Here is a 26,428-nt window from a genome sequence, read left to right as displayed (position 1 = left end):
TGGCGATCTCCCTGAGAACGGCTTAATGCTCGGGTAAAACGGGATGGCCAGTGGCCTGTAGTTCAGCCTGATGGTTCGCCACGCGCAGCTGCGCGCGCGCGCCGATCGGCAGCGTCACGGTATCCGCATCGTGACCAAAGGCCAGATCGCTGATCACCGGCAGGCCGGTCATGTCGCGCAGGTACTGCCAGACGCTGGCGTAATCAAAACCGTTGTCATAGTCACTCATCGCGGTGCTGGTAAAGCTGCCGGTAATAATGGCGCGCTGCCGCGCCAGAATGCCGCTCTGCTGCAGCTGGATCAGCATGCGCTCGACGCGGAACGGGTGCTCATTCACATCCTCGATCACCAGAATGCCGTCGTCGAACTGCGGCAGCCAGGGGGTGCCGATCAGCGAGCAGATCATCGCCAGATTGCCGCCCCACAGCGTTCCCTGCCATTCACCGCTGTCCGGCGTCTCGCTGCGCCAGCCAACATTGACTGTAGGCGAAGTCAGCGCCTGCCAGAAGTGAGCCAGCGTAAATTCAGATAAAGCCTCCGCGCCGAAGTTACCGGCCAGCATCGGCGCGCTGAAGCTGATAAGGCCGGTCTGCGCCAGCAGCGCCAGCTGCAGGGCGGTAAAATCGCTGTGGCCGCACAGGGCCAGCGGCTGATTGAGCAGACGGCGCTGCAGCGCGACGTAATCGATATGCGCCAGCAGGCGGCTGGCGCCGTAGCCACCGCGTACCGCCAGCACGATGTCGGGCAATGTCTCAAGCTGCGCCAGCTGGTTAAATTCGGCGAGACGCTCAGCGTCGGTACCGGCGAAGCGCTGAAAGCGGCGGCCGATGGTCTCAAGGTTATTGACCTGATGGCCCGCCGCGCGCAGCCGTTCGACGCCGCGCCAGGCGGCAGGCTGGTTATGACAATATCCGGAGGGCGAAACGAGATGAAAAGAACGCGAAATCATAAGGCTATTCCTGCGGTTAGCGGGCATTTATCTGGCCGATGATGACGAAAAGCGCGACGGAAGTCACTGCGCGACACGGTTTTTTATGCAATTAGGATAAACGGTAATTTTGCTGCGGCGCGCGCCAGGTATGATAGCCTCCGACCCTATTGCATCAGGATGAAAAATTGGTGAAATTTCGATATCTTGCCCTTTCTGCGTTGCTGCTGACCGGCTGCGCCAGCGAACCGTCAAAACAGGTCGTCAGGCAGCCAAACACGCCGTTAACCCAGGCGCCGCCCTCGAATATCAATGCTGCCTGGTCAATGTTCACCGAAGATGCCGCCAGTCATTATGGCGTTGATGAGAAGCTGATCAGCGCCATTATTACTGTCGAATCGGGTGGCAATCCCGGCGTCGTCAGCCGCTCCAACGCGGTGGGCCTGATGCAGATCAAAGCCTCGACGGCGGGCAGGGAGGTCTATCGCGTGCAGGGACGTCGCGGCCAACCCTCCAACGCCGAACTGCGCGATCCGGCGAAAAATATCGATATCGGCACTGCCTATATCCGCATCCTGCAGCAGTCGGCGCTCTCCGGCATCCGCAATCCGCTGACGCTGCGCTACGCCACTATCGTCTCGTACGCCAACGGCGCAGGCGCGCTGCTGCGCACCTTCTCCCGCGACCGCGACCGGGCTATCGCCATGATTAACGCTATGTCGCCGGACGAGTTCTACCAGCACGTCCAGAACAAGCATCCCGCTGCGCAGGCGCCGCGTTACCTGTGGAAAGTCACCACGGCGTACCGCACTATTTAAGGCTTTACTCCACCAGCAGCCGCGCGGTGGGGTAATCCACAATCAAGACGTTAACGTAGCCGCCGCGCAGCGCGCCGCGAATAGCGTGCGCTTTTTCCTTGCTGCCCGCCAGCGCGACCACCTGCGGACATTTGCGCACCTGCGCCAGCTCCATGCCTATCACCGGATCTTCCTCCGCGCTCAGCACCGGTTCGCCCTGCGCGTCGAAGTAGTGCAGGCAGATATCGCCCACCGCGCCGCGCTGCGCCAGGGTGCGCAGCATCTCCTCATCATAATAGTTGCCGGAGTTGCGCAGCAGCGCCGACGGCTCCAGATCGCCGATGCCGACAATAGCCAGATCCACCTGATCGAACTTCTCCAGCACCTCCGCGACGTCGGGATTCGCCGCCAGCCGCTGACGATCCTGCACCGAGTGCTCGATCGACTGCGAAGGCAGCAGCCAGGAGGGGCAGTTAAGCAGCGCCGCCAGGTTCTGCGTCAGAATGGTCGCCTGCACGTTGCCGTTAGCGCCGACGCCGCCCAGCAGCTGGATCACCCCTTTGCAGGCGGCGTTAAAAGGGTGCAGCGCATCCACCATAGCGCGAATGGTGCCGCTCCAGGAGGAGATGCCAATCAGCTCGTCGGCGCGCAGCCGCGTCTCCAGATAGTGCGCCGCCGCCGAGCCGATCGCCTGCTTGATCTGCTGCTGAGAGGCGTTTTCCGGCACGTCCACCACAATCGCCTGCGGCAGCCCGTAGGTCTGCTCGATCGCCTTCTCCAGCGCCGGAAAGATATTTGCGGGCGGCACGACGCTGATTTTCACCACGCCTTCCTTCACGCTGCGGTTGAGAATGCGCGAGACAAAAGACTGCGACAATTTCAGCATCTGCGCGATATCTGACTGCTTCATCCCTTCGCTGTAGTAAAGCGTGGCAATCTTCACCATCAGCCGTTGCTCATCCTGTTTCGCCATTCATCCTTCCTCTCTGTTTCGGCCTGGTATTGTTAACCAGGATGCGAGAAATCACAACGCAGGACATTTTGTGATCTTTTTCGCTTTTTAAACATTCAGGGTTGCGCGCCCGGCAGAGGCGGGTGCATAGTCATATTGCATATAAAATCGCAATTGAATATTTATTCAAGCGGAGAATAAACGATGAACGTACCTCTCGTCAAAATTACCCTACTGGCTTCACTGATGGCGCTTTCGACCGCCGCGCTCGCCGCTGATAAAGGCCTGCTGGCGATCATTACCCCTTCTCACGACAACCCCTTCTTTAAAGCAGAGGCGGACGGCGCGCAGGAAAAAGCGAAAGCGCTCGGCTACACCACCCTGGTGGCGTCGCACGACGATGACGTTAACAAGCAGAACCAGCTGATCGAAACCGCCATCGCGCGCAAGGCGAAGGCGATTATCCTTGATAACGCCGGGGCGGACGCCACCGTCGGCCCGGTGCAGAAAGCCAAAGATGCAGGCATTCCTACCTTCCTTATCGACCGCGAAATCAACAAAACCGGCATCGCCGTGGCGCAGATTGTCTCCAACAACTATCAGGGCGCGCAGCTCGGCGCAGAGAAGTTCGCCAAACTGCTGAACGGCAAAGGCAGCTACGTCGAACTGCTGGGCAAGGAGTCCGACACCAACGCCGGCGTACGTTCGCAGGGCTATCACGACGTGCTGGATGACTACAGCGACATGAAGATGGTGGCGCAGCAGAGCGCTAACTGGAGCCAGACCGAGGCGTTCAGCCGCATGGAAACCATTCTGCAGAAGAACCCGAACATCGTCGGCGTGATCTCCGGCAACGATACCATGGCGCTGGGCGCAGAAGCGGCGCTGAAAGCGGCGGGTAAAACCAACGTTATCGTGGTGGGCTTCGACGGCAGCGACTACACCCGCGACTCCATTATCAACAAAGGCAACATCAAGGCTACGGTGCTGCAGCCGGGCTGGGCGCAGGCGCAGATGGCGGTAGAGCAGGCGGACTACTACCTGAAAAACGGTAAAGCGCAGAAAGAAGAGAAGCAGCTGATGGACTGCGTGCTGATTGACGACAGCAACGCGTCGAAGCTGAAAAACTTTAACCTGGCGAAGTAACCGGAGGCGGCATGAAACGGACGAGAGCGACGCTGGCCGTCATCCTGGCGATAGCAGTAAGCGGCTGTACCGTGGTGGATCTCGACGCCAGCGGCAATCCGATCATGCCGAAAGATCCGCATGCGAAACCGGGCTACAGCAATCAGACGCCGCAGCAGATCGCGGAGGCGAGCTGGCAGAGTCGGGTGCTCGACACCGCCCGGCAGCACGCCATGAGCTGGGCGGATATGGAAACCAAAAGCGGAACGGTGAAGGCGGGCGGCAGTGAAAGCGTGTTTGTGCGCGCCAGCGGTACGGTCACGGCGATAGACGACAGCAACAGCCGCGAGCGCACCCTGACCCTGACGCTGAACGGCAAGCCGGTAAACGTGAGCCTCGGGCCGGTTATCCGCAGCAACGCGCTGCGCGATGCCGCGGGTTTCCGCTTCGAGGAGTTCACCAATCAGGTGCAGTACGCGCAGCTGACCCGGGCGCTTAACCGCCACGCGGTGCAGCAGCTGCCGAAGGTGGACGCCAGCTGGGTAGGCAAACCGGCGCAGGCGCTGCTGGCCGTGGAGATGGGTCACGGCGTGGTCAACAACGTGATGGCGGTAGATCTGAAGCAGGGGGCGACGCCATGAGCGACGATATCATCCTGCAGGCAAACCATATCACCATGCTGTTTCCCGGTACGCTGGCGCTGGATCGCGTTGACTATCGCGTCTGGCGCGGCAAGGTCAACGTGATTATCGGGGAAAACGGCGCGGGCAAATCGACCCTGATGAAAATTCTGGCGGGGGTACAGCAGCCCACCAGCGGCGAACTTTTTCTCAACGGCGAAAAGGTGGTGCTGAGCAGCACGCGCGCCGCCGCGAAGCTCGGCATTGGCATGGTGCACCAGGAGCTGAACCTGTTTGAGAACCTGTCGGTGGCGGAGAACATTTTTCTTGGCCGCGAGCTGCAAAGGGGCATCCGCCCCATTAACGAAGCGGAGCAGGAGCGCCGGGCCGCCGCGCTGATGGCGCGCCTTGATCAGCCGATTTCGCCCAGAGAGCACGTCGGCAATCTCAAGGTCGGGCAGCAGCAGCTGGTGGAGATCGCGAAGGCGCTGGCGGAAGACGCCGACATCCTGATCCTCGACGAGCCCACTTCGGCGCTCAGCAAAACCGAAGTGGAGATTCTGTTCCGCGTCATCCGCGAGCTGACGCGTCAGGGCGTCTCCATCATCTATATCTCCCATCGCCTTGAAGAGCTGATGGCGATCGGCGACGTCATCACCATCCTGCGCGACGGCCGCTTTCAGGCGGAAGCGCAGGTCAGCGATATCGACGTGCCCTGGATCGTGCGCGAAATGCTCGGCAGCGAGCCGATGAGCAACTTTCTGCCGGACCAGCGCACCTTTGGCGCAGCGGTGCTGGAGGCGGAGCACATTACCTGCGTCAGCCCCAACGGCAACACGCTGGTGGATGACGTCACCTTTAACGTGCGCGCCGGGGAGATCGTCGGCATCTACGGGCTGATGGGCGCGGGGCGCACCGAGCTGTTCGAGTGTTTGCTCGGCAGCGAACGCAACTATCTCGGCAAAATCTGGCTCGACAGCAAGCCGGTGCCGACGCGCCTGCCGCCCGCCGAGCGCATCCGTATGGGCATGAGCCTGGTGCCGGAAGATCGCAAGCGCGCCGGCATTTTTCCGGTGTCGTCGGTGGCGAGCAATCTCACCATCGCCAGCCTGTGGCGTCGGCTGTCGCATCGCTTCGCCATCGCCCAACAGGAGGAGCAGGCCGCAGTGACCAGCACCGTCGGCAACCTGGCGATCAAAATCTCCTCGCCGGAGGTGGCCATCAGCGCCCTAAGCGGCGGCAATCAGCAGAAGGTGGTTATCGGACGCTCGCTGCTGACTAATCCACGCCTGCTGCTGCTGGACGAGCCGAGCCGCGGCATCGACGTCGGCGCCAAGGCGGAGGTGTTTCGCATGATGGTGCGGCTGTCGGAGCAGGGCATCGCGGTGCTGTTCTCCACCTCCGATTTGAAAGAGATCATGGCGGTGGCCGATCGCATCCTGGTGATGTCGGGCGGCAAACTTACGGCTGATATTCCGCGCGGCGACGCGGAAGAGTCAGCGCTGGTAAAAGCAAGCGCACAGGGGTTCTGAGCATGAAAGGCAATAACGCTATGACGATGGCAGGACAACCGGCGAAAGCGTTTAACTCGCGCGAGAGCATTATTCTGCTGCTGCTGAAGCTGCGCACCTTTATCGCGCTGTTTTTAATTGTCGGCTTCTTCGCAATTACCGTACCGGACTTTCTCGCGCTCGGCAGCCTGGTGATTATGGTGAAGCATATCGCCATCAACGCCTTTCTGGCGCTGGGCATCACCTTCGTCATTATTACCGCCGGCATCGATCTCTCTATCGGCGCGACGCTCGGGCTGTGCGGCATGATCGCCGGCTGGCTGATCACCAAAGGGATCGTTCTGCCGATGTTCGGCATCGCCATCTTCCCCAGCGTCTGGGTGATAGTGCCGCTGGTGCTGCTGGTGGGCGGCCTGATCGGCGCAGCGAACGGCTGGATTATCACCCGCTATAACGTCGCGCCCTTTATCTGCACGCTGGGCACCATGTATATCCTGCGCGGCGCGGCAATGCTGACCTCGGGCGGCGAAACCTTTCCCGGCTTACAGGGCAACCCGCTGCTCGGCAATACCGGCTTCGACCGCATCGGCGCCGGATCGCTGCTCGGTCTGCCCTACGCCATCTGGATGATGATCGTGCTGGCGCTGGTAATCGCCTATATCGCCCGTCGTCTGCCGTTCGGCCGCCAGGTCTACGCCATCGGCGATAACGAACGCGCCGCGGAGCTTTCCGGCGTCAAAGTGAAGCAGGTGAAAATCTGGGTCTATACGCTCTCCGGCTTCTGCGCGGCGATAGCGGGCATCGTGGTGTCGTCGCAGCTGGTGGCCAGCCACCCCGCTAACGGCACCTCGTTTGAGATGAACGCCATTGCGGCGGTGGTGCTGGGCGGCACCTCGCTGGCGGGTGGACGTGGCACCATTCTCGGCACGCTGGTCGGCGCGTTTGTGATCGGCTTTCTCGCCGACGGCCTGATTATGATGGGCGTCAGCGAATTCTGGCAGATGGTGATCAAAGGCATCGTCATCATCATCGCCGTCATCATCGACCAGATGCAAAACCGCATGCAGCAGAAAGCGGCGGTGGTGGCGCAGAAGGCGCTGATCGAGGAGGGCGGCGAAGCGAAAAGTTAATCGGTGGCGGTGCAGGCGGGTTACTTTGCTGCACCCCCTTTTTTTACCCGTTATGAATATATATTCGTATATGATTTTTAATTCAGAGGTGACGTATGAATCCTTTCAAGCTCCCGGTCGACGAACTGCAGCGTAAAGCGCGTGCCGTACGCCGCCGTATTATCCAGCTTAACGCGGGCAGCCCGGCGGGCGGCCATACCGGCGCGGATCTGTCGCAGGCTGATATTCTGACCGCGCTCTACTTTCGCATTCTTAACTGCGCGCCGGATCGCGTCGAGGATCCGCAGCGCGATATCTATATCCAGTCAAAAGGTCATGCCGTCGGCGGTTACTACTGCGTGCTGGCAGAGGCGGGTTATTTTCCCGTCGACTGGCTGCCGACCTATCAGCACTCGGATTCGCACCTGCCGGGCCATCCGGTAAGGCAGAAAACGCCGGGCGTGGAGCTGAATACCGGTGCGCTCGGCCACGGACTGCCGGTCGCGGTGGGTCTGGCGCTGGCGGCGAAAAAAGATGGCAGCAAACGGCGCATCTTCGTGGTAACCGGCGACGGCGAGCTGGCGGAGGGCAGCAACTGGGAAGCAGCGCTGGTAGCGGCTCATTACGGCCTCGACAACCTGATCATCATCAACGACAAGAACAAGCTGCAGCTGGCGGGCGCCACGCGCGACATTATGAATACCGATCCGCTGCCGGAAAAATGGCGTGCTTTTGGGCTAGAGGTGACGGAGTGCAACGGCAACGACATGGCGGAAGTGGTCAACACCATTGAAAGCCTGCCGCAGAACGGCAAGCCGCAGGTCATTGTGGCGCATACCGAAAAAGGCTATGGCGTCTCCTTTATTCAGAGCAAGGCGGAGTGGCACCACCGCGTGCCGAAAGGCGAAGAGATCGAACTGGCACTGGAGGAACTGAAAGATGAGTAATGCACAACATTTAGCCAGCGTTATGGTGACCGCCTTTATCGACGCGGTAAATCGCGGCGTGGATCTGGTGCCGGTGGTGGCTGACTCCACCTCCACCGCAAAAATTTCGCCTTTTATTAAAGCTTTTCCCGATCGGCTGGTGAACGTTGGCATCGCTGAACAGACGCTGGTGGGCACCGCTGCCGGTCTGGCGCTGGGCGGCAAGATCGCCGTAACCTGCAACGCCGCGCCGTTTCTGGTTTCGCGCGCCAACGAGCAGGTTAAGGTGGACGTCTGCTACAACAACACCAACGTCAAGCTGTTCGGTCTGAACGCCGGTGCCAGCTACGGCCCGCTCGCCAGCACGCACCACAGCATCGACGATATCGCGGTGATGCGCGGCTTCGGCAATATCGAAATCTATGCGCCCTCCTGCCCGCTGGAGTGCCGCCAGATAATTGACTACGCCATCGAACATGTCGGGCCGGTCTATATCCGTCTCGACGGCAAAGATCTGCCGCAGCTGCATGATGAAAACTACCGCTTCGAACCGGGCAGGATCGATCAGCTGCGCGAAGGCAAGGATATCGCGCTGGTGGCGATGGGCTCGACGGTGCATGAGATTGTTCGCGCAGCGGAACTGCTGGCGGAAAAAGGGATCTCGGCGGGTGTGATCAGCGTTCCATCCATCAGACCTTGTGATACCCAACAGCTGCGCAACCTGCTAAATCACTATCCAGCCGCGATCAGCGTGGAAGAGCACAACGTCAACGGCGGCGTCGGCAGCCTGGTGGCTGAGGTGCTGGCGGAAGGCGGCTGCGCCATTCCGCTGCTGCGCCTGGGCATTCCTGACGGCCAGTACGCTATTGCGGGCGATCGCGCCTCAACGCGGGCGCATCACGGCATCGATGCCGCGAGCGTCGTCAACAGTGCAGTGCGCATTTGCGCGGGAGCCTGACCATGGATGACGCCCTTATTCTGGCGATTGACGAAGGCACCACCAATGCCAAAGCGATCGCCGTTAATCGCCTGGGCCGCGTGGTCGCGCGCGGCAGCCAGCCGCTGACGCTGTCGCATCCGCAGCCGGGGCTGGCGGAGCAGGACGCGCTGGCTATCTGGCAGGCGGTACAGCAGGCGGTGACCGACTGTCTGGCGCAGTGCGGCGGCGCGCCCGTCGCGGCGGTGGCGATCAGCAATCAGCGCGAGTCGGTGCTGATCTGGCAGCGGCGCGACGGCAAACCGCTGACGCCGCTGGTGAGCTGGCAGGATCGCCGCTCGGAGGCGTTCTGCCGCGACCTGCGCGCCGCGGGCAACGCCACGCGCATCACCGGACTGACCGGCCTGGCGGTGGATCCAATGTTTCCGGCGGCCAAGCTCACCGGCATGCTGGCGGCAATCCCGGACGGCGCGGCGCGCGCGGCGGCGGGCGAGCTTTGCATCGGTACGGTTGACAGCTGGCTTAGCTGGCAGCTGAGCGCGGGAGAAATCTTCGTCACCGATCACGCCAACGCCGCGCGCACCCAGCTCTACAGCCTGCACAGCAATGACTGGGACGATGAACTGCTGCGGCTGTTCCAGCTGCCGCGCGCCGCGCTCCCGACCATTGTGCCGTCGGCCAGCGAGCAGGGCGCGGTAGCGATTAGCGTGATACCCGGTCTGGCACCGGGCACGCCGATCCTGTCGCGCATCGGCGACTCCCATGCGGCGCTGCAGGCGCAGCGCCGCGGCGACGAGGAGGTCGTAAAAGCGACCTATGGCACCGGCTCCTCTCTGATGATGTCGATGGCGTCGCCGCTGCTGACCGACAACGGCCTCAGCACGACCGTGGCCTGGCACGACGGCGCGCTGCGCTTCGCCTTCGAAGGTAATATCACCCATACCGGCTCCGGCGCGGCCTGGCTGGGCAAAATGCTCGGCATACAGGACCCGCGCGAGCTGACCGCGCTGGCGCAAACCACCGATCACAATCAGGGCATCTATTTTGTACCGGCGCTCTCCGGGCTGGGCGCGCCCTGGTGGGATCTTCGGGCGCGCGGCATGGTATGCGGCCTGACCGACGCCGCTACCCCCGCGGTGCTGGCGCGCGTGGCGCTGGAGTCGATCGCCTTTCAGATCGCCGACGTTTTTTTCGCTATGGAGCAGGCGAGCGGCCAGCGGCTGTCGGCGCTCTGCGTGGACGGCAGCGCGACCGCCAACGACTGGCTGATGCAGCTACAGGCGGACGTGCTGCAACGCCCGCTGCTGCGCGCGCCGACGGCGGAGGTCTCGGCGCTTGGCGCGGCGCTGCTGGCGGGCAAGGTGCTGGGATGGTGGCAGCAGGGCAGTGAAATGCAGGCGCTGCAGGGTGGCACGCGCGTAGAGCCGCGTACCGAACGGGCGCAGGCGATGCGGGAGAATTACCAGGGCTGGGTTGAGGCGGTGGCGCGCTGCCGGTTTCAGCCCGCGTGAATGTTAGCCAGGGAGGCAGAGTGTCGGGTCACGGACGTTTTGGCCGATCGCAAAGAGGCATAACGCATCCCTGCGCCTCGGCGCGGGCCGCCCCTGGCCCGCGTCCTTTTTTAGCATCCGTATGGCCTTAAAAATCAGGCCCGACGCGCTTCCTGCTCGTCGTTCTCCGCGCGCAGCATCTCCACAGGCGGTATCCGGCCGCCGCTGAACTCCACCTGACGGATCGGGAAGGCGAAGCGGATATCGCGCTGCTCCAGCGCCGCCATCAGCTGCAGGTTAATCTCCTGCTGAATATCCATATATTTGTTGTAGTCGGCGTCGAGCACGAAATAGACCACTTCGAAGGTCAGCTTTGAATCCTCAAAAGCGAAAAAGTGGGCGCGGTCGAAGCGGGTCAGCTCAATGCCCTGAATAATCGACTTCACCAGCTCGCTGACTTCTCGCACCTGCGCGGAAGGTGTGCCGTAGCTCAGCCCGAAACGAAACAGGATGCGTCGCTGCTGCATGCGCTTGTAGTTGTGGATCGTCTGCTGCAGCAAAATGGTATTCGAACAGACGATCTGCTCGCCGCTCAGGCTGCGCAGGCGGGTGGTCTTCAGGCCGATATGTTCGATAGAGCCAGCGATATCGCCGAACACGATAAAATCACCGTGTTCGAAAGGCTTGTCAAAGCCAATCGCCAGCGAGGCGAAAACGTCGCTCAGCACCGTCTGGATCGCCAGCGCGATGGCAATACCGCCCACGCCGAGACTCGCCACCAGTGCGGTAATGTTGATGCCCATATTCGACAGAATAGCGAGCAGCATCATCACCCAGACCACTACGCGCAGCAGAATGCCGAGGATTACCGTGGTCACCGGATTACGAACGTGCAGCGGATCGCGCAGCAGATTATGCAGCCACAGCCGGATGCCGCAGTCGATCCACATGGCAAGCTGGACGGCAAACGCCAGGAACCAGCCGTGGGAAATAAACCCGTTCCAGCTGGGGGGCACGTCGATAAAGCGCAGGGCGATCAGCAGCGAAAATATCAGCAGCAGCAGCTGGCTGGTGCTGCGCAGGATCTCCACCAGAATCGAGGTGAGGCGCACGTGGCGCTGTTCGCTGTAGCGCGCGATGCGACTGGAGATAAAACGGATGGCGCTGCGCAACAGCCAGTAGATCACCAGCGTTCCCGCCACCACGATAGCGCTGTTGATCCAGAAAGTTTCGTTAAGAAAAAGACGCTGAAAAAAGCCGGATGAGAGCCATTTTTCCATGGGGATGTTTCTCCTTGCCCGAAGGCGATTTAAAAAAGAGAGCAAGGAGAAGCATAGCCTGGATGCGCCTGGAGGCAGCGCAAATCACTGAATAATTACTGGAATCGATTCGCTTTATCGCGCGCCAGGCGCTCAAGGGCGAAGATGACCTGCTGCAGCTGACGCTCCTGCAACGGCTCTATCGCGGTAAAGCGGAAGCTGAGGCGCGGCGTGACGCGCGTTTCGTTTTTGCTGCTCACCACGCTGCGCTCGCCGATATGCAGCAGCTGCGCGCCCACTTCAAACTGACCATATTCGCCCAGCTCAACGCGCAGGTTTTTGAACTTGTCGCCGCTGTTCAGTCCGTCCGGCAGCGCCTCGTCCACCAGCACGCCGATGCCGCCCAGCGAGAGATCCTGCAGGCGAAAGCGCACCTTTTTGCCATTGGGCCACTCGCTGTGGCAGTAAAAGGTCGGCTCCAGCGGGGCGGAGATACGGAAAAACTCCCGGCGCTGAATTTGCCACAGCAGCTCAGGCAGCGGCGCGCTAAAGGCGGGAAGACCCTCAAAAAGCGTTTTCTCCAGCCCGGTCAGGCTGAACTCCACCCTGGCACCATGGGTTTCAGCGGTGATGCTGACGTCGTGGCTGGAAAGGATGTATTCGTTGTCGAGATTATTGCTGCCAAGATCGAAGATAATGCGTTCTTTGTCGGCGTCCAGCATACGGCTGATAAACTGGCCGCGTGAAAAAGTGACCATCAAGGGCGTCTGAAAACGTAGCAGATCCTTCATCACGCCTAAAACTGCCAGCGTGCCACGTTTGAGATACTGTTCTTTATCGGCTTCTTTCACTTCCTGGCTCCAAAAGAGAGGGTAAATTTGCGGTTCGTTAATCCTTTATTCTCTGACCGTTATCGGCGTCCCCTGAGGAAGCTTTAGGTTTTTAAGTCAACTTTTTGCATCGCTTTTTTCTGCAGCTGAAAATTTCCTGTCTATACTTAGTTTTGTAATTCTCCTGATTAATCAGGCGGTCACAACCTAAACAAAAAGGAAGGAGTAGTCGATGGGTATCATTTCATGGATCATCTTTGGTTTAATCGCCGGTATTCTCGCTAAATGGATCATGCCGGGTCGCGATGGCGGTGGTTTTATCGTAACGGTGATCCTGGGGATCATTGGTGCGGTAGTCGGCGGCTGGATCAGTACCCTGTTCGGCTTCGGCAGAGTAGACGGCTTTAACTTCAGCAGCTTTGTGGTTGCGGTAATCGGCGCCATTGTCGTGCTGTTTATCTACCGTAAAGTCCGTAGCTGACACGCGTAGCCTAAGAACTGCAACGGGACGACGTAGTCGTCCCGTTTTCTTTTCCTGCCAGAAAACCGTTCCCGCCAGTCCCCGCAGCAAGCGCTTTCCTCCCCAGCAGTCTCCCGCGCCAAAATATGACGATCGGTCAGGTTAACCGCCTTAATTTGAGGGGTTGGTAAATGAGAGCAGGGTGCAAAGGGAAAGGGAAGAGCGCCGGAGCGCCCTTCGCCTGCGTAGGTTATTTCGCCGCCGTGGCGGCCTGAGGGATATCCTTCACGCTGTTACAGGTTTTATCTTTCGGGCAGTACTTGTCGAGCAGCATCAGCGTCACGCCGTTAGTCCAGCCGAAGCCGTCCTGCAGCGGATATTCACCACCGCCACCACCGCCGAGGTTCGGCCCGTCAACCACATACTTCTCGACCAGCTTATGCTCTTTGTCATAGGTGGTCTGCACGTTCTGCAGGAAGCGCAAACCGACCTGCTGTGCCAGCTGCGGCTTGTTGTAGTGCTCCAGGCCTTCCACCGCGACCCACTGCAGCGGCGCCCAGCCGTTAGGTGCATCCCACTGCTGGCCGTTGTTTACCGTGGTGGTGAGCAGGCCGCCCGCTTTCAGCAGCTGCTTCTCTACCGCCGAGGCGGTGCGATCGGCCTGCTTGTCACCGGCCAGCTGCATATAGAGCGGGAAGAGCGTCGCAGCGGTTAGCTGCGGGCTGACCTGACGCGTCTTGATATTGTAGTCGGCGTACCAGCCCTGTTTGTCATCCCACAGATAGCGATTCACCGCCGCCTGACGCTTTTCCGCCAGGTCCGCGTAGTGTTTCGCTTTATCCTGCTGCTTGTCGAGCCGGTACCCTTTGGCGAGCGTCTGCTCCAGATGGAACATCAGGCTGTTAAGGTCGACCGGCGCCAGCTGAGTGGTGCGAATTGAGGCGATATTATGCGCGTCGCTGAACCAGCGCGAGCTGAAGTCCCAGCCGGAGGCCGCACCGGCGCGCAGATCGCGGTAAAGCTCGCCTTTATCGCGCTGCGGCGCTTTCTTCGCGGTATTGACGTCATCCAGCCAGGATTCGGTACGCGGCGCGTCGCGCGAATCCCAGTAGCGGTTGAGCAGGGTGCCGTCCGCCAGTTTGATTACGCGCTTGCTCGCCTGACCGGCGGCGACGCTGTCGCTGTCCGCCATCCAGTAGTCATACTCTTTCTGTAGCTGCGGCAGATATTTGCTGTAGGCCGCGTCGCCCTCGTGCGTCGCCAGCAGGTCAACCATCAGGCTGAAGAAAGGCGGCTGGGAGCGGCTGAGATAGTAGCTGCGGTTACCGTTGGGAATATGGCCGTAGGTATCCAGCTCCCACGCGAAGTTATCTATCATATCCTGCACGCGATCCCAGTGGCCGCTCTCCGCCAGACCGAGCATGGTGAAATAGCTGTCCCAGTAATAAACCTCGCGGAAGCGACCGCCTGGCACGACGTAAGGCTTCGGCAGCGGCAGCAGCGAATCATAACGCCCGGCGCTTTTAGCGGTACGCGTCAGCACCGGCCAGAGGCCGTCAATATGCGCGCGCAGGCTCTGTCCGGCGGGCGGCACATACTTTTCGCCGGCGGCGGGCAGGGTAAAGTTGCTGGCGACGAAACGCTTAAGGTCGAAATTGCGCTGATTCTTCTGCATCTGCCAGTCCGCCAGAATTGACGCAGGGTCGAACTTTGGCACTGCGTCGGCGAATGTTTTCTGGTCGGGGTAGAACTGAGCCTGCTGCACCGCGTTAAACAACGGGCCAAGCCGCACGTCCGGTGGCTGCGGCTGGCTGCTGAGCATACGTGAATTATCGTCTGCGTGCGCTGCCAGCGCAGGCAAACCCAGCAGCAGAGTCAGCACCACTGGCGCGACTCCCTTACGCCCGGCAGGCGCGGTTACGACAGTTTTTTTCATCGGTTTTTCTCCTTGTCCGAAAGGCGGCCGCGCGTAACGCATTGACCACTCAACTAACTTTAGTCGTAATCTCACAACCTGGCGCGGCAACGCTGTGGAAATGTGAAGCAGCCCAGGTGAGCGTCAGGCGGGCAGAAGGCGGTTTTTGCTTGCCCTGACGCCGCTTTTACCGGAGGCTGAGGGCAAAAAAAGAGGGGCAATATGGATATTATCTGGTATCACCCGTCTCAGGACGGCGAAGTCTGGCTGGAAGGCATGCAGCGGCGTCTGCCGCAGGCGCGCGTGCGCCGCTGGCAGCCGGGCGACGATGCGCCTGCCGACTATGCGATTGTGCGTCAGCCGCCGCGCGAGCTGCTGGCGGCGCGGCAGGGGCTGCGCGGCGTGTTCGCAATGGGCGCAGGCGTGGATGATATTCTCGCTCAGCTGGCGCGCTACCCTGACATGCTGCCGCAGTCGGTGCCGCTGGTTCGGCTGGAGGATAGCGGCATGGCGCGACAGATGCAGGAGTATGCGGTGTGCTGCGTGCTCGGCTGGTTCCGTCGCTTCGACGACTATCATCGACAGCAGCAGCAGGCGCAGTGGCAACCTCTGCCGCCGGTGGCGCGCGAGGCGTTCAGCGTCGGCGTGCTCGGCGCGGGCGTGCTGGGATTAAGCGTCATCGAAGCGCTTAAGCCCTGGGGCTTCCCGCTGCGCGTCTGGAGCCGTTCGCCAAAGCAGATCGCAGGGGTAGAGAGCTTTGCCGGACGCGAGACGCTCAATGACTTTCTGCGCGGCGCGCAAGTGATTATCAATTTGCTGCCCACCACGGCGGAAACCCTCAACCTGTTCAACGCCGACACGCTGAGCCAGCTGCCGCAGCACGCCTGTTTCCTGAATATGGCGCGCGGCGCGCAGGTGGTGGAGAGAGATCTGCTGGCGGCGCTGGAGAGCGGGCAGTTGCGCGCCGCCGCGCTGGATGTGTTCCAGCAGGAGCCGCTGCCGCAGGATAACCCGCTGTGGCGTCATCCGCGCGTCACCGTTACCCCGCATATTGCGGCATTAACGCTGACGGATGAAGCGATGGACGCCATTACGCGCGCCATCGGCGCCATTGAGGCGGGCGACCAGCCGTCGGGCTGCGTCGATCGCCAGCGCGGTTACTGATTGTTCCGGTTAACTTATTTCCCGCCCGGTCGGGCGGCGTGAAGGAGAAGATGATGTACCCTGTTGATTTACACATGCACACCGTCGCCAGCACCCATGCCTACAGTACGCTGCATGACTACGTCGCGCAGGCGAAAAACAACGGCATCCGGCTGTTCGCCATTACCGATCACGGCCCCGATATGGCCGACGCGCCGCACTACTGGCACTTCGTCAATATGAAAATCTGGCCGCGCGTCATTGACGGCGTCGGCATTCTGCGCGGTATCGAGGCGAATATTAAAAACCAGCAGGGCGAGATTGACTGCTCCGGCCCGATGCTCGGTTCGCTGGATCTGATTATCGCCGGATTTCACGAGCCGGTTTACGCGCCGCGCGACAAGAGCCATCACACCGATGCGATGATCGCCACCATGGCGAACGGCGTGGCGCATATTATCAGCCACCCGGGCAACCCGAAATTCAAAAGTGAACACTGAATGAAAAAGAAGCTGTATTCATACATACGCTGGTCAAGTGCGGTACAGGGTAGGGATGGCGGAACTACTCAAGAACGACAGTTAGAGAGTGCTGAGAAGTATGCCTTAGAGCATGGTTACGAACTGGTAACTATGATCGATGCAGGGGTAAGTGCTTTCCGTGGAAAAAACGTAATCCGTGAACAAAAAGCTGAGATAGAGAAAAAGACTAACGTTAAAGTCGGGGAGTTAGGAAGGTTTATAGACGCAGTAGAAGAGGGCTTGATACCTGCTGGTTCAATACTCTATTGCGAAGGGTTAGATCGCCTCAGTAGATCGAATATTACAACTGCCAATAGCCTGTTCCTGCAACTACTCACGTTAGATATTCAGATAGTCACTGGTATGGATGGAAAGTCCTACACAAAGGAATCAGTGAATGAAAATCCTACTGATTTCTTGATCAGTACTTTGATGTTTGTACGTGCCAATGAAGAATCCAGTACAAAGCAAAAGCGTACTTATGGTAACGCTGAAGCTCTGATCAAGCGTTTTAAAACTGGCTTACCTACCACAATCAAAAGTGTGGGTTCTCACCCACTCTGGATAGATGCAAGTACTGCATATGATGAACAAGTACGCAAACATCCTCAGTACTGGCAGGTAGCACAGTACGCTATGGAACTCTTCTTAGAAGGGGCTTCTGCTTTTAAGGTCTGCAAAGAACTTAACACGAGATTTCCTGAAGGCTGGAAAGGTAAAATGTGGTCAGTACCAAATGTGCGAAAGTTACGTACTAATCCGGCTGTATATGGATTACGTATCTTAAGCGTAAGAGGTATCGAATATAAGCTTGAAGGTTACTATCCACCGTTGATTACAGAAGCCGAATTCGCAAGGCTACAGGACATTCAGCAAAACAATAAGTACATAACTACTGGCGAAAAGAACCAGATAAACTTGATGGCGGGTCTTCGTCTATTCAGATGTGGTCATTGTGGCTCTACAATGATGGCTATGAGGCACAAAGATACAATTAGATACCTCTGTGAAAAAGGTAGGGCGGCTGGCAACTTAAAAAGTAAAGATGATAAGCTTAAAAAATTAAAAGGTTGTCGTACTTGGTCATTAAGTGGTGACTTAGTGGAGCATACTTTGATGTATGCTGTGACCTATGCTTTCATCTATAAGAATAAAGACAATAAAGAAAAAGTAGATTATGAAACTCAAATAAATGAAACTAAAGATAAGATTCTTTCCATTACATCAAGAATTACTAACCTGACTGAGTTAGTAAGTGCGGGTTTAAGTAATGTAGCTGAGGTTGTTGAAAGCATCAAGAAATTGAATGAAGAAAGACAAGTACTAAACTTACACCTTGATAAACTACAGCAAAATAACCTTCTTCAAGAGAGTAGCCACTTTGAAGAACTTATGATGAACTACTTTGAAACTATTCAGTGGCCGATTATCGAAACGGTTGATCATCCAGAAAGAGTTAAGATTAGAGAAATCGTTAGAAGTACTATAGATAAAGCCGTAGTTTGGAAAGCAGATAAGAAGATAACGATTTATTACGTTACCAAAGACGGTACAGATTTCACGTTTGAAGCAGGTGATGAAAAGGATACATGGCGTTTTTATTTTGGTGTGCCAGATTTGGTTAAGCGGTCAGATGAATTTGAGCAAGCCAAACAAGCATTAGAAATGAACAATGAACTATTTGATAAGATACTTGCACTGAAAAATCAAGAAGCTGAAGCAGCAGGTAATGCACTTAAGACTGTGATTAAATCTCTACAGGTAGTTGGTTATCCTGAAATTGATGGGAAGTTGTTCTGGCCTCGCAAATAAAGAAAAAGCCAGTACTAAAAAGTACTGGCTTCTTTTTAATCTAATTTGGTTTCACGTCCTGCTTCAACATCACTGATAATGATATTAATCCATTGTTCCAAAGCTTCAATAATTTCAGATGTTAGTTCTGTATCCATAAGTGCGTACTGCAATTGATCAATTTTACCAAGTTGCCATGCTCTATGAGCGGCTTCAGGAGTACTGAATAGTCCCAAGTGGGTTTGTTTTCCATTGATTTTACAATGTGCCTGGTAAGGATTCTTACTACTCTTGGAAATGCTAACACCTAATGGAAGTACTAAAGAGTTATCAGCATTACCACGACTGTTTGACTTTTTACCTCTCAATATATTATTGATGTGTGCAGGTACGAACATACAAGTATCAGCACTATAAAGGTTAGAGTAGGGTACTTTTAAGTCCTTATCTAAATGCCAGTCAGGTTTATAGCCTTTCATGAAGTTAGCAATGTATAATTCGCGGTTATTGATCCATGCAGTATCAATAGCAATGTGCTGATAGTTCTTATTGGCTTTACAACGAAGTACCATTGAGTTATATGCACGTACTGCTTTATCACGAAGGGTGAGTTTTCTTTTCATATGAAATCCTTTTCATAGTTAGGTTTAATCTTGTGTAGTATTTATGGCAAATCATCCATGAAGTGCCGCAAATAGAGTTATTTTTTGTTGTTTAGTTTAGTGAGGAACTTTTCGAATTGTACGTTGATGTAATTAGAAAGATCTTCATTAAGTTTCAATTTCTCAATTAATTCTTCAAGTCCATCAAAGTTACCTGTGCGTTTACATTTCAACTTAAATGCATTCCATGCTTTTTGTTGGGCTTCATCTAACTTTGGTGTAGGGCCAGGTTTAGTTGCTTCTGTATGTTTGACTTCCAAGTTAACATATGTTGGGTTATCGGAAAGGTATAATGCTTGATCTTCACTTAGTACATAGATCACCATCTTGGTATCAACATCTCTGCGTCTAATAACGCCACGAGAACAATATTGATGCATTACTTCAAATTCCCTTTCAGTCTTTATGTCAAGGCTGCTAAATTGGAATAGTTTTTTATAAGCCACTAATTCAATAGGTGAAGCATTCATGCAGCTAAAGAATATAGCTGTACGATAATTCATCAGACTGTTAACGCCGCGTAGTATTGGCGGATAGCAATCACCTGTTAATTCAGGGCAATTGATGTTTTCAGTATAATAAAATTCTTTCTCATTTTGGTTAATGTAATTAACAGCTTTGGAAATGATTTTTACGCCTTCTTGACTTTCAGCATAAGCTTTAGTTAATCCAAACTTTAAACTGGAATTAGGTACAAAAAAGCGTACATCTATACGGCTCTCATCAATATCCGGTTTACCTTTAAAATCCACCTTCTGAAAGTACTGAGAGTTATGTTTATAGAGTAAGGAAGCCTCGAAATTATTAGCCATAAAAATCATTTCATGATTCTCATACACTGATAAATCGTGCCAGCCAATCAAAGTAATATACCGCTTCTGTTTGTCTGAAACTGGAGGGTTGTTAACATAATCTTTATTGACTGCTAACTTGTTAAAATTCCTCATTAGTAGATTTATACTATCAATAATTTTAATAACGTCATCACTCATTTCGTTAGTGATTTCCTTGGTTTTTACTTCATCAAAATCCTCATTAACTTGCTTCATGATTTCAAAAATTTGATTGCTATAAATCTTTGACCATTCTTCATAATCTGCTGAAGATATACCGGAGAAGTAGTTTTTAGAAAACTGTATGCAATCATCCATCCATGTTTTAGCTTTAAGTGTTTCGCTTGGTTCAAGGAGATAAAACATTGCTTCTGTGATTAGCAGTACTCTCACTTTACGATCACGTAATGCAGCACGAATATCTCTAAGTAAGTTTCCATTTTTTGTTTCTGTATTGAGTACTTTTACGTGTTCACTGATTAATGATAATTCTTTGACAGTTTCTTCCTGTAGTTTGATAGTGGGTTGAACTATCAGATGTTTGACATTCATATAAGTTTTTAGTACTTCATTAATCATGTAGTGCGTTTTACCAGAGCCTGGCTGTGAATCAATGTATTGCATTTTAAATTCCTTTTTATTTAACTATTTGAATTATTTATCGCAAACGAGCAAAAACCCTCGATAATGAGAGTTTTTATTGGCTTTTTAAATTTTTTATTTGTGGTTTTTGATCGATTGTTCGATGAGTGATTGAATTGCTGCTGACATAGAGCGATAACCGAATCTTTCAGTTAGTACTTCCAGATGCTCACGCTGTTCAGCCGTGATACGGCAAGCAATGCGTTCAATTTTAATCTCTTCTTCGTTTGAATTCCTGTTCATGTTTGACTCCTCTGTTTAATATTAGTATAGGACATAAATTTTTTCTGTTTCAGGATTATTTGTAGTATTTATGGTTGTCCTGATTAAAACGCCTCGAAATGAATAAAATGCGAGTTGAGATTTGAGTACAAAGAAATGTCGAAATCGCACACACGAATTGTCGAATAATTCCTTTAAATATTTCTTAAAGAGACTTTTCGACATAAATTAAAAAACGAGTACATTTCTTGTTGTACGAGCGACAGCGAGAACAACGAGAGATGTAAGAGAAGAGGGATGAAATCCCTCTTTGAATGTTGAAACCTATATAGGTAGATTGACGTAGGTGTTTCCCTTACAGGAAACCCCAACGGCTTTTGTTAGTCCATCTCGCTGACGCTCACTGTACTAACAACGCATTTTTTTTGATCTGTACTTGATAGGTACTGAATTCCTTTCGCTTTTCATATGTACAACTCAAAGACACCTACTCAATGGACAACTACTCAAAAAAGGAATTCAAATGAGAGAATTAGATATTACCCTCAGTAATGGGGTGTATACATATGAGAGCAAAACAGAACTTATTACAATGGATCATGGACTCAGTTATGTGGTTTGCCATGCAGTATATGGAGAGATCCGCATAGAGAAATGCAAAAAAAGAGGACAAGAGCCAGATGTATTAAAAACAAATATACTTGAACTGCCTATTGATGATGACATTGATTGGAGGGATTACTCATTCAATATTAGTACAATAAATGGAATTGATACTGATTGGTTGAGAATAGTTGTACGGGATCTCTTTGCTTTCATTGACTACATCAATACATACATAAAAGTACTCCCAAGAAAGTACTGAGGAATAACTATGGTTTTTTACAAAGGAATTGTTTTTTTAGTACTGCTATCTGTCTTTTTTGGATGGCAAGCAAATACGTACTATTCAGGTTATCAAATGAACCTCGAAAAAAACGTTACGGCATCTATCAAGAAAGAAATCAGTGATATGCAGTACCAACAAGCAGAACAACTAACAGCAAAACTCAATGAGTTAAAAGATCAGGATTTTAAGGTACTCAAGGAGTCACAGACGATCATTGAACGGCCTATCTACTCGCAACAATGCATTGATCAAGACGGCATAGAGCTATTGAAGCAGTACAAGGAGGCGAGTAATGCATTACGTAACAAGAAGCCTTAAGGCTGCTCTCATCGGCGTTGCTCTACTACTGACTGCCTGTAGTACTCCAGTACAAGTAACCCCTGTAATCGAACAACAATCACTTCTACAGCCCTGTAGTAATGACACACCAATACCTACAGATACTTCTGGTAAAGCCCTCATGCAAGCCCTGATTGAGTACCAACGCATCTATAGCGAATGTGCAACACGGAATGATGTACTGATACAGACAATAAAAGGAATTAGAGAACATGACAAAAAAGTATGATTCGAAATTCGAACAACAAATAGATAAGCAGTTTCCGCAATTAGAATACCATCCTGAAAATACTATCCAGTACACAATACCTTCCCGATACGAGCCAGATTTCAAGTATTGCACTGATACTAAAACTTACCTCATAGAATCCAAGGGCAGGTTCCGCACCAGTACTGAAGCTGCCAAATACAAACATGTACGTGAGGTACTTCCTGCTAACCATGAAATAGTTTTTGTTTTCATGAAACCTAATACCCCTATGCCTAATGCAAAAAAGCGTAAGGACGGTACTAAGCAGACACAAGAAGAATGGGCTACTAAAAACGGCTTTCGTTTCTTTTACACGCATAACTTGAAAGAATTGATAAATACTCCGTGATATTAAATTAACAAACGGAGTTTATAAAATGGATGAATACGAGTACGAAGATGATTTTGAAGATACATATTACCTTCCAGATAGTAATGATGAATTAACAGGTGAATTAGGCTGGACTGATGAAGCAGTTCATAACTACAACTTCTACAGGGATTACAACTAACATGGAAGAATTGCAAAGGGAACTTGAACGTACTCTGTTAATGCAGGGATATGAAAAAGATTTATTACAAGCTTCAGGAAGTTATGAAAGGGCAGCGAAAGGAAACGGTTCAGTACTGGACTTACCAAGAGGGAAGCAATTTTTCCTTGAAACATTCAGTACTGTACAATCGTTTCTGTATGAATCCATTGAAAGCGAATTAAAGAAAGCTCGTAAATCAAAATTCTATACAGCTCTTATTGAAAAGCAGTCAGTGATGTATCAGAAAGATATGACTAACGCCGCCAAATACTCTTTGTTTGTTCCTCGGTATGAAGATCCAATTACTTTACTGGCGTACTTCATTACCAAAGAGCTAACGAAGTTGATGGTAAGAGAAAATATTGTACTAACTGTTTTTTGCAGAAAGATTGCTAACTATTACATGCAAAGCTACAACTTTTTTGGTGAAGCTTCAGATGAAGCCCTTACTGGTGTGATTCAACTGATACGAACCTATGTTGATACCAGCTACTGTAAGTACTTCGAAACTCAAAATTTACCTGATGGGATAATCATCAAGATAAAACCAGAATTCAGTACTCTACAGATCAGCAAAGAAGAACTACTGAATACTATTGAAGAATGCCATGCCGCTTACAAACCTATGCTTGTTCCACCACTACCGCACAAGAACTTACTCGATCAAGATGGCGGGTATCTGGAAATTAAATCTCCAGTACTCAAAAATCCTGAGTGGGCTGAGGTGAGACAATACAAATTTTCCAGTGCCAACGAAGGCAAGATGTTCTTCGATACCATCAATAAGATGCAAGGTACTGAATGGGCGGTTAACACAGAGTTTCTTGCATGGATGAAGCAATGCAAACATCCCGCAGTTATGAAGTACTTCAATAATAACATCAAGAAGATGCAGATCGCTCTTAACAAGCAGGTTAAAGAGATTAATGCTCAGGTCGCAAAACTCCAGAAGAAAGCGAAAACCAGTAACTATCTCAGTACTCAAACGAAAGATGAGGATGAGAAGACGCAACACATTATTGATGCACTTAACGCTAATGATGAGATCGACAAACTCAACGAAGAACTGGTGAACGCTACCAGTACAGTAGGTAAGGCAAGAGGATGGGAACAGACGCTTACTGATGCGGAGTACTTCAGCCAGTATGAGAAATTCTATCACCCCTTGTTCTGTGATAACCGTGGACGTGTCTATACCTACAATACGTCTCTGTCATTCCAAGGTAACTCACTCGCTAAGGTACTGGTAAGATCGTTCAGTACTGAAAGGCTAACCGATAGCGGTGTATACCAGCTTCAGGTACTGCTTGTAGGAATGATCGAGGGTTACAGCAAAAAGAGTACTAACGCCCGCTACAACCGCGTACAGGAGCTACAGGAGGCATTCAATAACTGTATTGAACATACTGATTACAGTGTGATCGATCTGCTTGATGAAGATGAGGTACTACAGGCACTGAACATCATGTACACACTCTATATGCACACCAAAGACAGTACTTACCAAACCGGCATACTCGCCTACATCGACGCTACCAGTTCTGCAATCCAGATACAGGCGTTGGTACAGAAATGTTCCAAAGCAGCAGGGTTAACTAATCTGCTACCTAACAGTACTGATGAACTGCCTGACGCATATAAAGCCGTGGCTGATACCTGCAAAGCTATGTGTACTGAAATCGCCAATCAAAGCGACGATGAGATAAATACAATGCTAAGAGCGTATTACCAAATACACGAACCAGAAAAGATAAATTACATGGGGAGCTAAGGATAGTTCCCCATTCATAACTAAGGATGGGGTATGGAAATAAATCACCTGCAATTAAAACTTATTGAATCTTGCCGTAATAAAAAACTTTCCGTTGAACAAACATTGAGTACTCTAATCGCTCAACGTGATTTGTGCATTAAGATGACAGAACACGCTGATGAGGTATTTGCCCGTAAAACATTTAAGAAATCAGTAATGGTCATTACTAATTATGGCGGTACTCAACGTACTTCAAGACAGGATGTAATAAGCCAGCTAAAATCCTTTGATGATGGTTTCATATATTCACTTACTCCTTCTGAAGTAACCATGATGACCAATATGATTTTCTGGAGTATGGAAGAGGGTGTACCAAGTGCAATGAAATTTCTTGGATACTTCAGAAAACTACTGGCATTTGTACTAAAGCATAAAGACTGTATCGAGTTTGTTAATCCGCTTAATAACTTTCCTGTAGTACTCAGAGTTTATGAAGAGGAATCGATCTCCTTAAGCTACAAGGTACACGGTAAGACGCTAACCAGCCGTATCAACAGGAAGACCAGTACTACCAACAAACGCAAGACTACCAGTAGCTCAGTACCATCCATCATACACAGTGCCGATGCTGCACTACTGCACCTTATCAAACACGGTATGTTAGAAGCAGATATGGCCTACATTCACGACTCCGTAGGCGTACATCCCAACAACATTGAAAGTACTAAGACAGCCGTAACCAACTCACTATTGGCTGTGGCAAAAAGTGAGTACTTCGAAAACCTCAAAGATCAGTTACTGGATGGCATACCGCCAGCCGCCGTACCAGACGAGCTAAAGCATGTACCTACCGAAGATACATGGCTTACCTGGGAAGAAGATCTAAAGACTGCTTATAACGCCTATATGTAATTAAAGCCGCCCACTTAATGGATTAGATGAAAAGGAGAAAACACATGGATACATCAATCATTAAGCAGCGGTTTATCAACCTGAAAGTATCGACTGATATTACTGTTCCCAAAGAAAGTACTGTAGACGTGTTTTCAGTACTTTCATTATCAGATACTCAAACTCTGGTTATTCAGAATAAATCAGGTGTCACAGTACTTATCAGTGATGATCTCACCAAAGGATCAATTGAAGTACTCGATGAACTAAAAATTACATGCACCAGTTTAGTTCTGCACAATTTAACTAAGAGGGATGCAGTATTGAACATTACAATTACAGGATAATAATATGGATAAGGAATATCTAAACGCTTTGAGTACTAAAGATGAAGTACTCGATTATGCCAATACGTTAGGCATCACAACATTAGTAAAATCACGCTCACTAAAGAACCTCAAATCAGATCTACAAATTAAATTTCATCAATCGCTTGCTGATGTAGTTGATGCTGTTAACAGTGTCAGTACTAAACCAATCGAAGGTGAGAATGTAGTATCAGTAATCAAGAACTATGAAGTCATTCAGGTAGTACCTGTCTCTGCACTGGAACAGTACTGTAAGAGTATCAACATTCCATATGCAGCCGCTGAATCAATCATCGGTAAAACATGGCTAAATGTTCATGGGTATTCCTTCAAAGAAGGGTACTAATCATGGCAGAAGAAAATAAAAAGAAACGTACTACTTATTTGCAGGACAGAAGCAAAGCACGTAAGGCGAGGCTATCACCGAAACTCAATGAAGATACGTTGCAGATGCAAGCTCGCTATGAGCAGGAAGGTTATAAAAATATCGCAGAAATATTATTCCTTATTGCTAATGATGCTTATGAAGACCTTGCCAGTACTTTGAAAACTTATGACCTACATAGCGAAGAGTACGAGCGATCATTCCAGCGTGCGTTAAAAAGTGCTACCGCCGCCGCTCCTTATTTTGCAAAGACATTACGTTCAAATGTAGAAATCAATAACACTATTGAACCTAACAATGTTGAGGACGCGATAAAGAAATTATTAGATAAAAAATAAAGGGGAGTT

General features: G+C 52.2%; 28 protein-coding genes and 1 pseudogene. 21 read left to right on the top strand and 8 right to left on the bottom strand.

Annotated elements, in window-relative coordinates; genetic code table 11:
- Positions 1-22 precede the first annotated feature (22 nt).
- The gene (ldcA, locus tag MHZ89_RS02075) at positions 23-949 is read right to left on the bottom strand and encodes a muramoyltetrapeptide carboxypeptidase (RefSeq protein ID WP_311781658.1); all 927 of its coding nucleotides are present in this window, start codon (positions 947-949) and stop codon (positions 23-25) included.
- A 167-nt stretch (positions 950-1,116) separates the two neighbouring features.
- Between ldcA and emtA the strand changes: the two genes are divergently transcribed.
- Entirely contained in the window at positions 1,117-1,746 is a 630-nt protein-coding gene (gene emtA / locus MHZ89_RS02070; RefSeq protein WP_269949140.1) for a membrane-bound lytic murein transglycosylase EmtA, read from the top strand.
- A 4-nt stretch (positions 1,747-1,750) separates the two neighbouring features.
- Here the strand turns inward: emtA and MHZ89_RS02065 are convergent, their stop codons facing one another.
- Positions 1,751-2,698, bottom strand: coding sequence for a sugar-binding transcriptional regulator (locus MHZ89_RS02065; protein ID WP_126688766.1), 948 nt, complete (start codon positions 2,696-2,698; stop codon positions 1,751-1,753).
- Positions 2,699-2,881: 183 nt separating this feature from the next.
- Between MHZ89_RS02065 and MHZ89_RS02060 the strand changes: the two genes are divergently transcribed.
- The 7 genes from MHZ89_RS02060 (at position 2,882) to MHZ89_RS02030 (ending at position 10,416) form a co-directional block, all read left to right on the top strand.
- Complete coding sequence (locus tag MHZ89_RS02060; RefSeq protein WP_126688767.1) at positions 2,882-3,823, top strand: D-ribose ABC transporter substrate-binding protein; 942 nt, start codon at positions 2,882-2,884, stop codon at positions 3,821-3,823.
- Between the two features lie 11 nt (positions 3,824-3,834).
- A complete protein-coding gene (locus MHZ89_RS02055) occupies positions 3,835-4,443 on the top strand; it encodes a DUF2291 family protein (RefSeq protein ID WP_311781657.1) in 609 nt (202 codons plus the stop codon).
- A complete protein-coding gene (locus MHZ89_RS02050) occupies positions 4,440-5,954 on the top strand; it encodes a sugar ABC transporter ATP-binding protein (protein ID WP_126688769.1) in 1,515 nt (504 codons plus the stop codon). The genes MHZ89_RS02055 and MHZ89_RS02050 overlap by 4 nt, the downstream gene beginning before the upstream one ends.
- 2 nt (positions 5,955-5,956) lie before the next feature.
- Complete coding sequence (locus MHZ89_RS02045; protein WP_120452216.1) at positions 5,957-7,063, top strand: ABC transporter permease; 1,107 nt, start codon at positions 5,957-5,959, stop codon at positions 7,061-7,063.
- A 95-nt stretch (positions 7,064-7,158) separates the two neighbouring features.
- Positions 7,159-7,989 (top strand): transketolase, encoded by an 831-nt coding sequence (locus MHZ89_RS02040; RefSeq protein WP_120452218.1) that lies wholly within the window; start codon positions 7,159-7,161, stop codon positions 7,987-7,989.
- On the top strand, positions 7,982-8,926 hold the full coding sequence (locus MHZ89_RS02035) for a transketolase family protein (RefSeq protein ID WP_269949138.1): 945 nt from the start codon (positions 7,982-7,984) through the stop codon (positions 8,924-8,926). The genes MHZ89_RS02040 and MHZ89_RS02035 overlap by 8 nt, the downstream gene beginning before the upstream one ends.
- 2 nt (positions 8,927-8,928) lie before the next feature.
- Positions 8,929-10,416 carry an FGGY-family carbohydrate kinase gene (locus MHZ89_RS02030; RefSeq protein ID WP_311781656.1) on the top strand — a complete coding sequence of 496 codons (1,488 nt, stop codon included), beginning with the start codon at positions 8,929-8,931 and terminating at the stop codon, positions 10,414-10,416.
- A 134-nt stretch (positions 10,417-10,550) separates the two neighbouring features.
- Here the strand turns inward: MHZ89_RS02030 and MHZ89_RS02025 are convergent, their stop codons facing one another.
- Complete coding sequence (locus MHZ89_RS02025) at positions 10,551-11,675, bottom strand: mechanosensitive ion channel family protein (RefSeq protein WP_311781655.1); 1,125 nt, start codon at positions 11,673-11,675, stop codon at positions 10,551-10,553.
- A 95-nt stretch (positions 11,676-11,770) separates the two neighbouring features.
- Complete coding sequence (locus MHZ89_RS02020) at positions 11,771-12,505, bottom strand: flagellar regulator YcgR PilZN domain-containing protein (protein ID WP_311781654.1); 735 nt, start codon at positions 12,503-12,505, stop codon at positions 11,771-11,773.
- 211 nt (positions 12,506-12,716) lie between these two features.
- Here MHZ89_RS02020 and MHZ89_RS02015 point away from each other — a divergent pair, with 211 nt between their 5' ends.
- Positions 12,717-12,965 carry a GlsB/YeaQ/YmgE family stress response membrane protein gene (locus MHZ89_RS02015; protein WP_311781653.1) on the top strand — a complete coding sequence of 83 codons (249 nt, stop codon included), beginning with the start codon at positions 12,717-12,719 and terminating at the stop codon, positions 12,963-12,965.
- Positions 12,966-13,194: 229 nt separating this feature from the next.
- On the opposite strand, the gene treA is transcribed toward MHZ89_RS02015, so the two are convergent.
- The gene (gene treA, locus MHZ89_RS02010) at positions 13,195-14,880 is read right to left on the bottom strand and encodes an alpha,alpha-trehalase TreA (protein ID WP_311781652.1); all 1,686 of its coding nucleotides are present in this window, start codon (positions 14,878-14,880) and stop codon (positions 13,195-13,197) included.
- Between the two features lie 201 nt (positions 14,881-15,081).
- Between treA and ghrA the strand changes: the two genes are divergently transcribed.
- The 3 genes and pseudogenes from ghrA (at position 15,082) to MHZ89_RS01995 (ending at position 18,335) form a co-directional block, all read left to right on the top strand.
- Positions 15,082-16,023, top strand: coding sequence for a glyoxylate/hydroxypyruvate reductase GhrA (gene ghrA / locus MHZ89_RS02005; protein WP_311781651.1), 942 nt, complete (start codon positions 15,082-15,084; stop codon positions 16,021-16,023).
- A 53-nt stretch (positions 16,024-16,076) separates the two neighbouring features.
- Positions 16,077-16,487 (top strand): annotated as a pseudogene (locus MHZ89_RS02000) (PHP domain-containing protein); the annotation flags it as partial.
- Positions 16,488-16,502: 15 nt separating this feature from the next.
- Positions 16,503-18,335 carry a recombinase family protein gene (locus MHZ89_RS01995; protein WP_311781650.1) on the top strand — a complete coding sequence of 611 codons (1,833 nt, stop codon included), beginning with the start codon at positions 16,503-16,505 and terminating at the stop codon, positions 18,333-18,335.
- A gap of 35 nt (positions 18,336-18,370) precedes the next feature.
- Here MHZ89_RS01995 and MHZ89_RS01990 read toward each other — a convergent pair whose 3' ends face one another.
- From MHZ89_RS01990 to MHZ89_RS01980, 3 genes are all read right to left on the bottom strand, one after another.
- Complete coding sequence (locus MHZ89_RS01990) at positions 18,371-18,937, bottom strand: hypothetical protein (protein ID WP_311781649.1); 567 nt, start codon at positions 18,935-18,937, stop codon at positions 18,371-18,373.
- A 77-nt stretch (positions 18,938-19,014) separates the two neighbouring features.
- Positions 19,015-20,433: a DEAD/DEAH box helicase family protein gene (locus tag MHZ89_RS01985; RefSeq protein ID WP_311781648.1), complete on the bottom strand. Its 1,419-nt coding sequence runs from the start codon at positions 20,431-20,433 to the stop codon at positions 19,015-19,017.
- A gap of 93 nt (positions 20,434-20,526) precedes the next feature.
- Positions 20,527-20,694, bottom strand: coding sequence for a hypothetical protein (locus MHZ89_RS01980; RefSeq protein ID WP_311781647.1), 168 nt, complete (start codon positions 20,692-20,694; stop codon positions 20,527-20,529).
- 502 nt (positions 20,695-21,196) lie between these two features.
- Here MHZ89_RS01980 and MHZ89_RS01975 point away from each other — a divergent pair.
- The 9 genes from MHZ89_RS01975 (at position 21,197) to MHZ89_RS01935 (ending at position 26,419) form a co-directional block, all read left to right on the top strand.
- Positions 21,197-21,538, top strand: coding sequence for a hypothetical protein (locus MHZ89_RS01975; RefSeq protein ID WP_311781646.1), 342 nt, complete (start codon positions 21,197-21,199; stop codon positions 21,536-21,538).
- A 9-nt stretch (positions 21,539-21,547) separates the two neighbouring features.
- Positions 21,548-21,880, top strand: a complete 333-nt coding sequence (locus tag MHZ89_RS01970) for a hypothetical protein (protein ID WP_311781645.1) — start codon at positions 21,548-21,550, stop codon at positions 21,878-21,880.
- Between the two features lie 233 nt (positions 21,881-22,113).
- Entirely contained in the window at positions 22,114-22,500 is a 387-nt protein-coding gene (locus MHZ89_RS01965; RefSeq protein WP_311781644.1) for a hypothetical protein, read from the top strand.
- A gap of 28 nt (positions 22,501-22,528) precedes the next feature.
- Positions 22,529-22,663 (top strand): hypothetical protein, encoded by a 135-nt coding sequence (locus MHZ89_RS01960; RefSeq protein ID WP_311781643.1) that lies wholly within the window; start codon positions 22,529-22,531, stop codon positions 22,661-22,663.
- Position 22,664: 1 nt separating this feature from the next.
- Entirely contained in the window at positions 22,665-24,455 is a 1,791-nt protein-coding gene (locus tag MHZ89_RS01955) for a hypothetical protein (protein ID WP_311781642.1), read from the top strand.
- A 33-nt stretch (positions 24,456-24,488) separates the two neighbouring features.
- On the top strand, positions 24,489-25,349 hold the full coding sequence (locus MHZ89_RS01950) for a DNA-directed RNA polymerase (protein WP_311781641.1): 861 nt from the start codon (positions 24,489-24,491) through the stop codon (positions 25,347-25,349).
- Between the two features lie 44 nt (positions 25,350-25,393).
- A complete protein-coding gene (locus MHZ89_RS01945) occupies positions 25,394-25,675 on the top strand; it encodes a hypothetical protein (protein WP_311781640.1) in 282 nt (93 codons plus the stop codon).
- Between the two features lie 4 nt (positions 25,676-25,679).
- Positions 25,680-26,042, top strand: coding sequence for a hypothetical protein (locus MHZ89_RS01940; protein WP_311781639.1), 363 nt, complete (start codon positions 25,680-25,682; stop codon positions 26,040-26,042).
- Positions 26,043-26,044: 2 nt separating this feature from the next.
- A complete protein-coding gene (locus tag MHZ89_RS01935) occupies positions 26,045-26,419 on the top strand; it encodes a hypothetical protein (RefSeq protein WP_311781638.1) in 375 nt (124 codons plus the stop codon).
- The last annotated feature ends 9 nt before the right edge of the window (positions 26,420-26,428 follow it).

Origin of the sequence: Pantoea sp. ACRSB, assembly GCF_022346905.1 — a bacterium.
GTDB classification, from domain to species: domain Bacteria; phylum Pseudomonadota; class Gammaproteobacteria; order Enterobacterales; family Enterobacteriaceae; genus Pantoea; species Pantoea piersonii.
Note: the sequence above shows the minus strand (reverse complement) of the source record. Positions and strands in the feature narration are given on the sequence as shown.

Excerpts from the sequence above, each read along its gene's own strand:
- ldcA (WP_311781658.1), bottom strand. The coding sequence starts at position 949 with ATGATTTCGCGTTCTTTTCATCTCGTTTCGCCCTCCGGATATTGTCAT.
- MHZ89_RS02065 (WP_126688766.1), bottom strand. The coding sequence starts at position 2,698 with ATGGCGAAACAGGATGAGCAACGGCTGATGGTGAAGATTGCCACGCTT.
- MHZ89_RS02060 (WP_126688767.1), top strand. The coding sequence starts at position 2,882 with ATGAACGTACCTCTCGTCAAAATTACCCTACTGGCTTCACTGATGGCG.
- MHZ89_RS02055 (WP_311781657.1), top strand. The coding sequence starts at position 3,835 with ATGAAACGGACGAGAGCGACGCTGGCCGTCATCCTGGCGATAGCAGTA.
- MHZ89_RS02050 (WP_126688769.1), top strand. The coding sequence starts at position 4,440 with ATGAGCGACGATATCATCCTGCAGGCAAACCATATCACCATGCTGTTT.
- MHZ89_RS02045 (WP_120452216.1), top strand. The coding sequence starts at position 5,957 with ATGAAAGGCAATAACGCTATGACGATGGCAGGACAACCGGCGAAAGCG.
- MHZ89_RS02040 (WP_120452218.1), top strand. The coding sequence starts at position 7,159 with ATGAATCCTTTCAAGCTCCCGGTCGACGAACTGCAGCGTAAAGCGCGT.
- MHZ89_RS02035 (WP_269949138.1), top strand. The coding sequence starts at position 7,982 with ATGAGTAATGCACAACATTTAGCCAGCGTTATGGTGACCGCCTTTATC.
- MHZ89_RS02030 (WP_311781656.1), top strand. The coding sequence starts at position 8,929 with ATGGATGACGCCCTTATTCTGGCGATTGACGAAGGCACCACCAATGCC.
- MHZ89_RS02025 (WP_311781655.1), bottom strand. The coding sequence starts at position 11,675 with ATGGAAAAATGGCTCTCATCCGGCTTTTTTCAGCGTCTTTTTCTTAAC.
- MHZ89_RS02015 (WP_311781653.1), top strand. The coding sequence starts at position 12,717 with ATGGGTATCATTTCATGGATCATCTTTGGTTTAATCGCCGGTATTCTC.
- treA (WP_311781652.1), bottom strand. The coding sequence starts at position 14,880 with ATGAAAAAAACTGTCGTAACCGCGCCTGCCGGGCGTAAGGGAGTCGCG.
- ghrA (WP_311781651.1), top strand. The coding sequence starts at position 15,082 with ATGGATATTATCTGGTATCACCCGTCTCAGGACGGCGAAGTCTGGCTG.
- MHZ89_RS01995 (WP_311781650.1), top strand. The coding sequence starts at position 16,503 with ATGAAAAAGAAGCTGTATTCATACATACGCTGGTCAAGTGCGGTACAG.
- MHZ89_RS01990 (WP_311781649.1), bottom strand. The coding sequence starts at position 18,937 with ATGAAAAGAAAACTCACCCTTCGTGATAAAGCAGTACGTGCATATAAC.
- MHZ89_RS01985 (WP_311781648.1), bottom strand. The coding sequence starts at position 20,433 with ATGCAATACATTGATTCACAGCCAGGCTCTGGTAAAACGCACTACATG.
- MHZ89_RS01980 (WP_311781647.1), bottom strand. The coding sequence starts at position 20,694 with ATGAACAGGAATTCAAACGAAGAAGAGATTAAAATTGAACGCATTGCT.
- MHZ89_RS01975 (WP_311781646.1), top strand. The coding sequence starts at position 21,197 with ATGAGAGAATTAGATATTACCCTCAGTAATGGGGTGTATACATATGAG.
- MHZ89_RS01970 (WP_311781645.1), top strand. The coding sequence starts at position 21,548 with ATGGTTTTTTACAAAGGAATTGTTTTTTTAGTACTGCTATCTGTCTTT.
- MHZ89_RS01965 (WP_311781644.1), top strand. The coding sequence starts at position 22,114 with ATGACAAAAAAGTATGATTCGAAATTCGAACAACAAATAGATAAGCAG.
- MHZ89_RS01960 (WP_311781643.1), top strand. The coding sequence starts at position 22,529 with ATGGATGAATACGAGTACGAAGATGATTTTGAAGATACATATTACCTT.
- MHZ89_RS01955 (WP_311781642.1), top strand. The coding sequence starts at position 22,665 with ATGGAAGAATTGCAAAGGGAACTTGAACGTACTCTGTTAATGCAGGGA.
- MHZ89_RS01950 (WP_311781641.1), top strand. The coding sequence starts at position 24,489 with ATGGAAATAAATCACCTGCAATTAAAACTTATTGAATCTTGCCGTAAT.
- MHZ89_RS01945 (WP_311781640.1), top strand. The coding sequence starts at position 25,394 with ATGGATACATCAATCATTAAGCAGCGGTTTATCAACCTGAAAGTATCG.
- MHZ89_RS01940 (WP_311781639.1), top strand. The coding sequence starts at position 25,680 with ATGGATAAGGAATATCTAAACGCTTTGAGTACTAAAGATGAAGTACTC.
- MHZ89_RS01935 (WP_311781638.1), top strand. The coding sequence starts at position 26,045 with ATGGCAGAAGAAAATAAAAAGAAACGTACTACTTATTTGCAGGACAGA.